The organism is Burkholderia sp. MSMB2157WGS (assembly GCF_001532755.1).
Lineage (GTDB): Bacteria > Pseudomonadota > Gammaproteobacteria > Burkholderiales > Burkholderiaceae > Burkholderia.
Genome location: NZ_LPJG01000030.1, coordinates 649,016 through 661,328 on the forward strand (window position 1 = coordinate 649,016; position 12,313 = coordinate 661,328).

Here is a 12,313-nt window from a genome sequence, read left to right on the forward strand (position 1 = left end):
GCGAACCGGCGTCGAAATCGCCGTCACGTCCCAGCCGCGCATGACGACTACCTTGCGTCATTGGCAATGTTTGACAATCGATGCCGGGAGCCGCCTCGCCGTGAACGACGCGCGTGTCGCCGTGCGCCCGAATGCCGTCCGCGCGTGTCGTCACGATGTGCAGAACGAAGCGAAGGCGCGACGGGCGCCTTCGCTTCGATCCGGATAACGTAACAATCGATTCAACGATGCTGGACACAAAAATGAAAATCGCTCAACCGCTGGACTCCGTGGCGCCGGGCCACACTCGCACAGTCATGCGCCGCATGTGCATGGCGTTCTCGTTCGCGACCCTCGCGACGCTGTCCGCCTGCACGGTGCCGGGGCAGCACATGAATTCGACCGCGTTGCCGGTCACGACCGCCGAGAACGGCGACGTCACCAGCGACGTGCAGGTGCCGGTCAAGCAGATCGACCTGACGCAGATCGAGCAGATGCGCGCCGCACAGAAACGTGCACCCGGCGCGACCATTGCGCCGAACCTGTTCGCGAAGGCGGACATGTACCGGATCGGCGCCGGCGACGTGCTGCAGATCACGGTGTGGGATCACCCCGAATTCGCGACGGCCGCCGGCCAGCCGGTGCAGAACACGAAGGCCGCGGACGCCGCGCCCGGCTTCGTCGTCGACGGCAACGGCAACGTGCAGTTTCCGTATATCCCGCGGCCGATCCACGCGGTCGGGAAAACCGTCGCGCAGCTCCAGCACGAAGTCAGGACCGAACTCGCCAAGGTGTTCGTGAAGCCGCAGGTCACGGTTCGCGTCGCGTCGTTCCGCGCCACGCAGGTCTACGTCGACGGCGAGGTGCGTAACCCCGGCGCACAGCCGATCAACGACATTCCGATGACGCTGATCGAAGCCGTCAGCCGCGCGGGCGGCTTTGCGCCGACCGCGGATCAGAGCCGCATCACGCTCACCCGCAACGGCGCGATCTATCCGCTGAACGTCGCGCAGATGATGAAGACGGGGAAAAACCCGGCGGACATCATGCTGAAGCCCGGCGACATGCTGCATGTGAGCGCGCGCGACGACAACCCCGTGTACGTGATGGGCGAAGTGGTCAGGCCGCAAGCCGTCGCGCCGCTGCGCGACGGTTCGCTCACGCTGAGCGAAGCGCTCACGCAGGCCGGTCAGCTCAACCAGCAAACGTCGAATGCCAAGCAGGTGTTCGTGCTGCGCAAGGCCGCCGACAGCGAACCCGTCATCTATCACCTCGACATGCAGTCGCCGGTGTCGATGCTGCTCGCGAACCAGTTCCCGCTCGCGTCGAAAGACATCGTGTATGTCGACAACACCGGGCTCGTCCGCGCGAGTCGCGTGCTGAACCTGCTGCTGCCGGCGATCAGCGCGGGGTTGACCGGCGCACTCGTGACGAAATAGCCGGGCCGGCCGCACGCGGGGAGCGGGTTCGCATGACGCGCCTCCCCGCGTTCGATGCGCACGCAACGAGTCGACCGCCATCCCGCCGCACTACGCCGCAAAACCGCTTGCTACTCAGTACTTCTTACCCGCCTCATCCCGACGATCGGGAAGGGTGACCGCCTTTCCGACCCGCCGCGCGCCCCTACGAAATAAAGATCGCACGTATCGGTAGAAACACCGATGCTGTAGTCAAACTACATTCATACCATTTGTCGTTGCAGAGAATCGCTACATCCGATTCGACAGTGTCGGGCGGCCAGCGCGTCGCCGCCCGCATTGACCGGTCGAGCCCAACCGGCCGTAACGATTCCCCGCCTGGCCTGGCATGCCGACGCGCAACCACCCTGCATCGCCAGCCGAATGCGTCCGGTGCGAATCCACCGGGCGCGCGCAGCTCCAGACATCATCCGAACAACCGGCAATACGATCATGGAGAGCAACATGCGGGACACCCTCTGGCCGGCCGTCGTGCTGGCAGCGACCCTCTGCACCACCGCCTACGCCGGCGACGCCGATTTCAATGCGCAGGGAGACGCCACCGACGCGTTCGCATCGGCCGCCGCGCAACGGCGCGCCGACCTGCTCGTGCGCAAGATGACGCTCGACGAGAAACTTCAATTCATTCATTCGCAATACGAAATGTCCAAGGTGCCGGGCGGCGGCGCCGGCTACATCCAGGGCGTGCCGCGACTCGGCATTCCCGATCTGAACATGGTCGATTCGGCGACCGGCTCCGGCAGCACGTCGCAGGCCAGCACGACGTTCCCGGCGACGATCGCGGTCGCCGCGAGCTGGGATCGCCGGCTGTCGTACGAATTCGGCAAGCAGGTCGCGATCCAGTTGCGCGCGCAAGGATTCGGCATGGGCCTCGGCGGCGGCACCAACCTCGCGCGCGAGCCGCGCGGCGGCCGCCTGTTCGAGTATCTCGGCGAGGATCCGCTGCTGGCCGGCGACCTGCTCGCCGAACGCACGCTCGCCACGCAGCGACAGAAGGTCATCGCCACGATCAAGCACTACGCGGGCAACGAACAGGAGCACGGCCGGATGGGCGGCAATACGCAGATCGACGAACGCACGCTGCGCGAGCTGTATCTGTTGCCGTTCGAGATCGCCGCGAAGCGCGGCCGGCCCGGCAGCGTGATGTGCAGCTACAACCGCCTGAACGGCACCTATGCGTGCGAGAACCCGCATCTGCTGAACGACGTGCTGAAGAACGAATGGGGCTTCCAGGGACAGGTGCAATCCGACTGGGGCGCGACGCACAGCACCGCCGCCGCGATCAACGCCGGGCTCGACGAAGAAGAGGACGTCGGGCCGAGCGTCTACCTGACGCCTGCGGCCGTCAAGCAGGCGATCGCAAACGGCTCGGTGTCGACCGCACGCCTCGACGACATGGTGCGCCGCAAGCTCGCCGTGATGATCCGCGTCGGCGTGATGGACGATCCGGCCAAAGGCGGCGGCACGATCGATTTCGCGGCCGGCAACCGGTTCGCGCAGGCAGCCTCCGAGCAATCGATCGTTCTGCTGAAGAACGACGGCAACCAGTTGCCGCTCGTCGCGTCGGCGCTGTCGCGCATCGCCGTGATCGGCGGCCATGCGGATGCGGCCGTGCTGTCCGGCGGCGGTTCGGGCAACACGCGCGATCCCGTATCGGGTTCGTTCGCAGGCTGCGGCGGCCTGACGTTCGGGTCGTCGACCGGGTGCAGCTGGTGGCGCAATCCGTGGCTCAAGGTCGACGTGCCGATCGTCGCCGCAATCCGTGCGTTGGCGCCGGCCGCGCAAGTCACGTATGCGGGCAACAGCGACCAGCAGTCGCCGTTCCGCGCGTACACGCAGCAGGAGATCGACCAGGCCGCGGCGCTCGCGGGCCGCTCGGACGTCGCGATCGTCGTGGTCGCGCAGCCGGCCGGCGAGGATTTCGGCGATCTGCAGAGCCTGAGCCTCGCGAACCCGTCGAACCAGGATGCGCTCGTCGAAGCCGTCGCGCGCGCGAATCCGCATACGATCGTCGTCGTCCAGAGCGGCAACCCGGTGCTGATGCCGTGGAAGGACAACGTGTCGGCCATCGTCGAGGCGTGGTATCCGGGCGAAGCCGGCGGCAAGGCGATCGCGAACGTGCTGTTCGGTGCGGTCAACCCGTCCGGCAAACTGCCCGTGACGTTCCCGGCGCGCGATCAGGATTCGCCGACGTGGGGGCAAAACGGCACGTTCGAGACCGACCCGGTGTACGCGGAAAAGCTGAACATGGGCTACCGCTGGTATGACGCGCGCAACATCAAGCCGATGTTCGAGTTCGGCTACGGCCTGTCGTATACGCACTTCGCGTATTCGGGTCTGTCGGTGTCGAAGCAATGGGACGGCTCGCTGAGCGTGGCGTTTACCGTGCGCAACGACGGACGCGTTGCCGGCGCGGAGACGCCGCAGGTCTATCTCGGCGTGCCGTACAAGGACGAGCCGCCGAAGCGGCTGGTCGGCTGGGAAAAGATCCGGCTGAATCCGGGCGAAGCGCGGCGTGTGCGTGTGACGGTATCGCCGCGGATGCAGAGCGTCTGGGATACGTCGCGCAACGGCTGGCGGGTCGTCCCGGGCGGGACCGTGTACGTCGGCGCGTCGTCGCGCGATATCCGCTTGCAGGGCCACTGACCGGGCGACGATGAAGCGACCGGGAGCGCCATGCATCGCACGCGCGGCGCTCCCGCGTCAATCGTCACCGTGCTGGAGTTCGCTCACCTGAGCGACAGCGCCAGCACCGTCGCCAGCGCCGCAATCGCGGCGATCCCCACCACCACCCCCGCCAGATGCGCGGCAATCACCACGCCGGCCGGCAATCGCGACGCGATGCCGGCCATCACGCGCCGCCCGCTTCCAGCGTGTCGAGCAACGGCTTCGCCAGATGCAGGACCTGGTACACCGTGCCCGCGCCGCCGTCGTCCGGTTCGCGTTCCGTCACGAGCGCACGCGTCAGCCGCCAGCGCAGCGGATCGACACTGACGACCGCCGCAACCACGCCCTGCCGAGCCGCCGCGTCGCGATTGCGTGCGATCTCCCGCGCCAGCGTCGCGTCGAGATCGGCGTCCGCCGGAATCTCGATCGTTTCCAGACGCGCGAAACGTCCCGTCGACGCACTGCCCTTGCGCGCGTCGAGCGCAACCTGCGTGTCGATCGGCGCGCGGCCGAAGCTGTCCGCCACGACCCGAAAGCGGCCGTCCGTCACGAACCGCGCGAACGCCTGTTCGTTGCGCCACAGGTAAAACGACGCATAGCCGTTTTCCGTCGCGCCGTGACGACCGGCCTCGCGCAGCAGGAAGCCCTTGAACAGCAGGTCAGGCGTGTCGTCCCACAGCCGGCCGCGCTCGCGCACGCGATTGCGGATGATGTCGAGGTCGTAGTCCGCCGGCAGGCGGTGCACGTAGTACGCGGTCAGCATGATCGACTCCTGGCGAAAGAAACGGACGGAATTCCGGACGACATGAAAGCAGCGTAGAAGGCCTTGAATCATTTGAAAAGACGATGGCAGAATATTTCAATGATTCGATTCGGAAATGAATGAGGGTTCGATGAAAACGCTCGACATCGAAGCCGTGCAGGCGTTCGTGCTGACCGCCGATCTCAAGAGCTTCACGCGGGCTGCGGAAGCGCTGGACACGACGCAGTCCGCGGTGAGCCTGAAGATCAAGCGGCTGGAAGACGGGCTCGGCCACCGCCTGCTGGAGCGCACGCCGCGGCAGGTTCGCCTGTCGGCCGACGGCACCGCGTTCCTGGAACCGGCGCGTGAGCTGGTGGCCGCTCACCACGGCGCGATCAGCGCATTCGGCACGCGCCAGCGACGGCTGGTGATCGGCGTCAGCCACCATGTCGTCGGCGCCGATCTCCCGATGCTGCTGCGGCGGATGAGCGAAGCGGAGCCGGCGCTCGTGCTGGAGATCCGCGTCGCCGCGTCGCGCGACGTACTCGATGCGTTCGATCGCGGCCAGCTCGATGCGGCCGTCGCGCTGCAGCACGACAGCCGGCGGCTCGACGGCGAAACCATTCTGTCGGAGTCGTTCGGCTGGATGGCGGCGGCCGATTTCGAGCACCGTCCGCCGCAACCGCTGCGGCTCGCCACGCAGGCCGAACCATGCAGCGTGCGCCGCATGGCGGTCGACGCGCTGGACCAAGCCGGTGTCGCATGGACGGAAGTCTTTGTCGGCGGCGGCGTGGCGACGATCGGCGCAGCGGTGTCCGCAGGGCTTGCCGTCGCGGCGCTCGGGCATCGCGTGGCGCCCGCCGGCACCGTCGACGTGGGTACGCGGTACGGGCTGCCGCCGCTGCCCGCGCGCGAGGTGGTGCTCCACTCGAATTTGACCGATGCACGCGCCAGGCAGGCACTGCGCACGCTGGGCGCGGCGCTACGGTCGTCGGTTGGCGTGCGTTGATGCCGCGCGCGGGTTCGACGAACCGGCTTGAACTCCTCGCTGAAAACGGCATGCATGCGCCGGACGAACCAGTAAACGAACGTGACTCCGCGCTTGCGTTCTTGATCGAGCAGGCGACGGCGGCGAGTCGTCGTTGCGGGATATTGCCGCCGTCGGACCGGAATGGCGCGACGCTTTCAGCCCTTCGACGGGCGGCCCGCTCGACGCCGGACACAATTGCCTGACGCGTTTCGTACCAACGGATATTCGCTGCAAACTACGCCGGCGGCTGCCACAAATTCCGGTCGTTCAGGCAACGTTCGATCGGAATGAGGCGCGCCCGACGCATTTTGCTGACCACGCCACCGTCGACGGACTCGAACGCCATGCACGCGCAGGTCAATTGGTCCTCTTCGCGCACGTCGGAATGCGCATACGATGCCGCCCCGTTCGGATACATATCCGACTGACGAATGAGCGGCCACTGCCCTGCATCCCGGTTGACGAGCCAGATCCGCTCGCTGTCGTGAAATTCGATCGCGTCGCGCTTGATCGTACTCTGCGACAGGTCGAGCCAACCGCATCGATCTCCGGACGCGTCAGCATGAATCGGGCCCATCGACACGAGCGCCGAACACGATACCGCGATCCATTTCCGCATACGGAAAACCCACTTCCACCTGGTGTCGTTCATTGCGATCTCGATCAGGATTTCGGCGCGAACTTCCATTTACCGTCGCCGTATTCCAGCGACACGTATTTTTCCAGCCCGTTGGATTCGTCATAGCCGCCAAAGAACATCAGATTCCCAAGCTTGCGATACGGACGATATTCATGTTCGTCACGGATGGTGTGCCCGTGCAACTTCATATCGATGGCATTTGCCCAATCGTCGAAACTCGACGCGGCCCGTATCGAATACCTGACATCCGTCCTGTACGCGCCGTCAAGATCCTTGTAGACGCTCCCGTTGATTTTCGACCGGTCCGACGAATCGCCGACGAAAAAATCCGCCTCGACCGAAGTGAAGCCATCGAATACATAGCGGCCGAAGCAAAGCGCCTTTGGCGATCCGCCGGCAGCGGGCGTTCCGGCCTGTTCGCGCACGTACGGCTTCGCTCGCGGAGCAATGTCGTAAATCCGCTTCTCGTGCGGATAAAACTGAACCGGCCCGCCATGCGGGTTCTTCACGACCGTCCGGGTGACGAATCCCACGCCAGCCAATGCCTCCATCAACGCCAGCGTATATTTCGTTTCCGTATACACCGGCGCATCGAAATCGTAGACGACAGGCCAGTGGCGATAATCGTCGCAAACTTCGCGGGCCGTGTAGCGCAATGCATCCTGACGCGCAAATGCTTCTGCCTCGGATCGGGACGGTGGACTCGGGAAGGCGGCCGAAGACAGATTCGACGACTTGAACCATCCATAGCCGGCCATGGCGAATACGACGACGAGAACGACCCGTATCGCAATCGTTTTGAATGGCTTCTTCGCTGTCACGATCAATCGCTCGACGCAGTTTCCGAAAGAAAACGCATGATATCAGCGTGCGAATTTCCTTCCGAGTGCGCGGTTGTATCGGCGATTCGGCTATCGAGACATCCGCAATACCGAACCATCTCCGGCGCTTTTTCAATCCGGTTTCGGGCGCGAAAGCAGCGCATGTCGCGCGCCGGCCTCCGCCGTCCAGACCGAAGTCGCCAGCCAAACCCGGTCCTCTCGACGCGCGCCACGGTAAAATTGCGTCTTCGCCCCGCGCACCGGCAGACGATGTCCATCCGCCCCCGGGGCCAACGCCAAACGCATCCACCAGCCATCATTGCCTTGATTTCCCTACGCTTTCCGCGTCGCGACGCATGAGTTACTCGCTCGCCACCGCCTACACCCGCGAACTCGACATCCGCAAGAGCCGCTTCATCGCGTATGCCGTTCCCGTCGAGGATCGCGATGCCGCGATGCAGGTACTGCAACGCTTGCGCGACGAGCATCCGGCGGCCACCCACGTGTGCTGGGCGCTGCTGGCGGGCGGCCAGTCGGGCATGTCGGACGACGGCGAGCCGTCGGGCACCGCGGGCCGGCCGATCCTCGAAGTGCTGCGCCATCACGACCTCGACGGCGTGCTCGGCGCGGTCGTGCGTTACTACGGCGGCGTGAAGCTCGGTGCGGGCGGGCTGGTGCGGGCGTATACGGACGCGATCGCATCGGCGCTGCTCGATGCCGAGCGCGTCGAGCGCATTCGGCACACACGGCTCGCGATCGAGATCGGCTACCCGGAAGAAGCGCGCGTGCGTCGCTGGATCGAACAGGCCGGCTACGCGCTGGTGGACAGCGCGTACGGGATGACGGTGAAGCTCGTGATCAAGCTGCCCGAAACCGCCGAAGCCGCGGCAAGAGTCGAACTGTTCGATCTGACGCAGGGGCGCTCGGGTTTTCCGGAGATTTGAGCCGTTGCGGCGACAGCCCCGAGCGGCGCACGCCCGGCGCGCTCGGCGCTCGTCGTTTCCCCAGGGCGTCGGAATCGCCCCGTTTCGAAGGCGTCGCCGCATATCGACGCCCCCCCTACAGGCATGCCGTCGAGGCTGTCCGTCCGACATTCTGAAAGACGGTGAAACCTGTCGAACCGAATCGCCCGCCGTCGACCGGCCGCCCGAAAAAAAACGCGCCGCATCGAGCGGCGCGCTTCATCGCATCGCGATCGACCGGCGCGAACCGATCAATAAATCTCCGGCACGATCATGCTGTCGGGCACCGGCCGACGAATGTAATCCTCGTGATGCTCGCGCTGCGGCAGATCGATCGTCGGGCGCGGCACCTCGTGATACGGCACCTGGCCGAGCAGATGGTGAATGCAGTTCAGCCGCGCGCGCTTCTTGTCGACGGCCTGCACGACCCACCACGGCGCCTCCGGAATATGCGTGCGTTGCAGCATCTCTTCCTTCGCGGCCGTATAAGCCTCCCAGCGGCGGCGGCTTTCGAGGTCCATCGGGCTCAGCTTCCATTGCTTCAGCGGATCCTCGATCCGGCTCTGGAAGCGCAGTTCCTGCTCGTGGTCGGTAATCGAGAACCAGTACTTGACGATCTGGATCCCGCTGCGCACGAGCATCTTCTCGAACTCGGGCACCGAGCGGAAAAACTCCTCGTACTCGTCGTCGGTACAGAAATTCATCACGCGCTCGACACCCGCGCGGTTGTACCAGCTGCGGTCGAACAGCACGATCTCGCCGCCGGCCGGCAGATGCGCGACATAGCGCTGGAAATACCATTGCGTGCGCTCGCGGTTGTTCGGCGCCGGCAGCGCAGCGACCCGGCACACGCGCGGGTTCAGGCGCTGCGTGATGCGCTTGATTGCACCGCCCTTGCCGGCCGCATCGCGCCCTTCGAAAATGACGACGAGCCGGTGCCCGGTATGCACGACCCAGTCCTGCAGCTTCACGAGCTCGCCCTGCAGGCGGAACAGCTCGCGGAAATACTCCTTGCGCGCCTCGCGACGCTCGGGCGAGAACAGCAGGTCCTCACCATTGTCGAAACGGCGGTCGTCGAGTTCCATCTCGAGCTCTTCGTCGTAGGCATCGACGAGATCCTCCTCGAAACGGCGCTGGCGCGCCTCCATCGAGCGCGTATCGGTGCGGTTGTCGGTCTCGGTGCGGGTATCGTTGTCGCCCATGGGGCCTCCTTCCATCATTGACGCGGCCAAACTCGACCATTATCCCAGCGTCGCGCGTCAAATTCATGAAAATGGCCGGCTACGCCGTCAGAAGCGGAAGTTCAGCAGTACGGTGGCCAGCACCGGGTTCGCCGAAATATCGAACGTATTCGATGCAAGCGTACGGTTCGGCTGGCTGATGTCGAGCGTGATCCTGGTGCGCAGCGGGATGTAGGTCACCATCCCGGTGACCCAGAACCGACGCGTGATCTGGTAGCTCGCGCCAACGGTGAACACCGGCTCCCACACGCTCTTCACCTTCGCCGACACATTGGTCCGCCCCGACAGCAGCAGGTCGCCGCCGGCATCCCAGATCCGCTGGAACAACGTCGGATCGAGCAGCAGCGACTGCAGGCTGCCGATGTCCGCGCCGGCCGCGAGCAGCCCGCCGAGCGACGCGAGCTTGCGCTGGAACACGGGGTTCAGGTTCGTGTTCGTGAAGCGCGTGTAGCTGACGCCGAGGCCCGCGAACGGGCGAAAACGGTCGTCGCGCTCGCCGAGGTAGTACTTGAACACGACCGAGCCGAGCCAGGCCCGCGTGGTCGCGAGCGGGTTGCTTTGGGTGTTCCCGAGATCGATCAGCGGAAAGCGCCCGTGGACGCCGGCAAAGATGCGGTCGAGCGGCAGCGCGATGCTGCCGTGCCCGCGCAGCGTCAGCACCGGCGGAATGCCCGCGCCAAGTTCGGCCGCCCAGTGCTCCGAGACAAAATGCGTGAACGTGAACGCCAGCGTGTTCGTATTGCTGAGCGACAGGCTCGAACCCGCGTTCTGGAAACTGTTCAGGCCGAGCGCGTCGGTGCGCGTCGTCACGGGCGTCGAGCGGCCGGTCGTACCGACGAAGTGCCAGCCGAGCCCGACCATGTTGCGGTCGTCGCCCATCAGTTGCTCGAGCAAAGGCGGCGCCTGCGCGGCCGGCAGATCGGGCAGCCGCGACGGATCGACCGGATGCAGTTCGTACGGCATCCGGTCGGCGTGGACGACGCCGCGCGCCGCTGCGTCGTCCGCCGGTGCATCGGGCGTGGCGGCCGGATCGCAACCGCCGCCGGCACGGCCCTCGTCGAAGCCGATGCCGTCCGCGCCCTCGCCGCCTGCGGCCGCGCAGGCGCGCCCTGCTTCGCCGGTTCGCTGCCCGAGCGTGATCTTGCGGGCGGTCAGCGGGATGGTGTTCGCTTGCCGTCCGTCGACCGAAGCTTCGGTACGTCCGCCGCGCGCCGGCCCGGGATCGGTCGTCCAGGCGCGCGCGTCGAAGCCGTCCGCATCGCCGCCCGGCCAGAAGCCGATCCCGTCGGCGCCGGCCTGCCAGCGCGGTGCGGCGTCGCCGTCGGGCGGCGGCGCGGCCTGCGCGGCCGCCGCGCAGGCGAACAGCGTCGCGCCGAGCCAGCGCGACAGCGGACGCACGGTGCCCGGCCGCGCGCGGCGGCGACGGATGTCGCGATTCGCCATCGACTCAGGCCGGCACGCCGAACAGGCGCTGCCGGATCCGGTACAACGGCTCGAACAGCCATTCGAGCAGGCTGCGCCGCTCGAGCACGATGTCCGCCTTCAGCATCATCCCGGCCCGCAGCGACAACGGCCGGCCGTCGAACGACGGCGTGCGGTCGGCGAGTTCGACCCAGGTCTTGAAGTAGGTCTGCGGCACGGCCGCATCGCCGGGCAGGTTCAGCTCCTTCGCCGAGAACGCGACCGGCGAGATCGACAACACCTTGCCGCGATACGTGCCGAATTTCTCTACCGGATAGCTTGCGTACGCAACCTTCACCTCCTGGCCCTTCTTCACGAAGCCGGCCTTCGACGACGGAATGTAGACCTCGGCAATCAACCCGTCCGCCTTCGCGGGCAGGATCTCGACGACGCGCGTGCCGGGCGGGTCGATCACACCGCCCTGCACGACGTCGAGCCGCACGATCTGCCCGTCGGCCGGCGCGTACAGCACCTGGTTCACGTTCTCGTCGATGTTGTATTCCTTCGCGTTGAGCTCCTCCTGCTTGATCTTCAGTTCCGCGTTCGCGCCGTCGTACTTGCTTTGCATCGTGTCGAGATCGCCGCGCAGCTTCATCGCGTTCTTCGCGAGTTCGGCCCGGCGCAGCAGCAGGTCCTGGTACGCCTGCCCGGCCTGCAGGTATTGCGTGTTGACCTGGTTGTACTGTTCGAGCGTCACGACCTGTTCGTCGAGCAACTGCTTCACGCGTGCGCGCCGTTCGCCGTACTCGTCGACGATGCGCTTCTGGTCCTGGATCTGCCGGTCGATCAGCCCGCGGCTCTCGCCCTGCGCGGCGATCTGCTGATTGATCTGCTGCACCGACGACCGGTATTCCAGCCGCGCCGCATCGATCTGCTGCGCCACCTCGACGCGCTGCCGGTCGAGCGCCGCGCGCATTCCCTGCACGTTGTTCGCCTGGCTGACGAAGCTCGTGTCGCGCGTCACCGCGAGCAGCCGCTGGCCGGCTTTCACGTGCTGGTCCTTGCCGACGTAGACGTCGCGTACCGCCCACCCTGGCGGCGCACCGACGCCGATCAGCCCCGAGCGCGGCGTCAGCATCCCCGACACGCTTTCGGTATTCGCATAGCTCAGTTCGACGAGCGCTGTCACGAACATCGCGAACATCGTCAGCGACAGGTAGCAGAAGAACCGCATCGACACCGGCACGTCGACGACGCCGTGAATCACGGTGCCGAAGGTCGTGCCGCGCGCGAGCTTGCGCGACGGCTTCTGTTCTCGGAGGGCGGAATTCCAGGTCGGCATGGGGCGGGCT

At 66.0% G+C, this 12,313-nt stretch carries 11 protein-coding genes; 4 read left to right on the forward strand and 7 right to left on the reverse strand.

The features are described 5' to 3' along the window. The first annotated feature begins 311 nt into the window (after positions 1 to 311). Both WT53_RS21455 and WT53_RS21460 read left to right on the forward strand, forming a co-directional pair. Positions 312 to 1,418, forward strand: a complete 1,107-nt coding sequence (locus WT53_RS21455) for a polysaccharide biosynthesis/export family protein (protein ID WP_257127855.1) — start codon at positions 312 to 314, stop codon at positions 1,416 to 1,418. Positions 1,419 to 1,901: 483 nt separating this feature from the next. Beyond that, entirely contained in the window at positions 1,902 to 4,103 is a 2,202-nt protein-coding gene (locus tag WT53_RS21460) for a glycoside hydrolase family 3 C-terminal domain-containing protein (protein WP_059785044.1), read from the forward strand. A gap of 83 nt (positions 4,104 to 4,186) precedes the next feature. Here WT53_RS21460 and WT53_RS34185 read toward each other — a convergent pair whose 3' ends face one another. Continuing rightward, positions 4,187 to 4,309 (reverse strand): hypothetical protein, encoded by a 123-nt coding sequence (locus tag WT53_RS34185; protein WP_257127856.1) that lies wholly within the window; start codon positions 4,307 to 4,309, stop codon positions 4,187 to 4,189. Continuing rightward, complete coding sequence (locus tag WT53_RS21465; protein WP_179949043.1) at positions 4,309 to 4,887, reverse strand: DUF4865 family protein; 579 nt, start codon at positions 4,885 to 4,887, stop codon at positions 4,309 to 4,311. The genes WT53_RS34185 and WT53_RS21465 overlap by 1 nt, the downstream gene beginning before the upstream one ends. A gap of 130 nt (positions 4,888 to 5,017) precedes the next feature. Between WT53_RS21465 and WT53_RS21470 the strand changes: the two genes are divergently transcribed. Beyond that, positions 5,018 to 5,875, forward strand: coding sequence for a LysR family transcriptional regulator (locus tag WT53_RS21470; RefSeq protein WP_060262105.1), 858 nt, complete (start codon positions 5,018 to 5,020; stop codon positions 5,873 to 5,875). Positions 5,876 to 6,131: 256 nt separating this feature from the next. Here WT53_RS21470 and WT53_RS21475 read toward each other — a convergent pair whose 3' ends face one another. Further along, positions 6,132 to 6,584 carry a hypothetical protein gene (locus WT53_RS21475; protein WP_060261355.1) on the reverse strand — a complete coding sequence of 151 codons (453 nt, stop codon included), beginning with the start codon at positions 6,582 to 6,584 and terminating at the stop codon, positions 6,132 to 6,134. Next, a complete protein-coding gene (locus WT53_RS21480) occupies positions 6,560 to 7,357 on the reverse strand; it encodes a hypothetical protein (protein ID WP_156447897.1) in 798 nt (265 codons plus the stop codon). Before WT53_RS21480 ends, WT53_RS21475 begins: the two co-directional genes overlap by 25 nt. Positions 7,358 to 7,713: 356 nt before the next feature. Here WT53_RS21480 and WT53_RS21485 point away from each other — a divergent pair, with 356 nt between their 5' ends. Next, positions 7,714 to 8,301 carry a YigZ family protein gene (locus WT53_RS21485; protein WP_034204990.1) on the forward strand — a complete coding sequence of 196 codons (588 nt, stop codon included), beginning with the start codon at positions 7,714 to 7,716 and terminating at the stop codon, positions 8,299 to 8,301. Between the two features lie 269 nt (positions 8,302 to 8,570). On the opposite strand, the gene ppk2 is transcribed toward WT53_RS21485, so the two are convergent. The 3 genes from ppk2 to WT53_RS21500 all read right to left on the reverse strand — a co-directional run bounded on the left by ppk2 (position 8,571) and on the right by WT53_RS21500 (position 12,303). After that, positions 8,571 to 9,521, reverse strand: a complete 951-nt coding sequence (gene ppk2 / locus WT53_RS21490; protein ID WP_034204991.1) for a polyphosphate kinase 2 — start codon at positions 9,519 to 9,521, stop codon at positions 8,571 to 8,573. Positions 9,522 to 9,608: 87 nt separating this feature from the next. Next, positions 9,609 to 11,003, reverse strand: a complete 1,395-nt coding sequence (locus WT53_RS21495; protein ID WP_060261360.1) for an OmpW family protein — start codon at positions 11,001 to 11,003, stop codon at positions 9,609 to 9,611. A 4-nt stretch (positions 11,004 to 11,007) separates the two neighbouring features. Further along, positions 11,008 to 12,303 (reverse strand): HlyD family secretion protein, encoded by a 1,296-nt coding sequence (locus WT53_RS21500; protein ID WP_059783727.1) that lies wholly within the window; start codon positions 12,301 to 12,303, stop codon positions 11,008 to 11,010. Between the last annotated feature and the right edge of the window lie 10 nt (positions 12,304 to 12,313).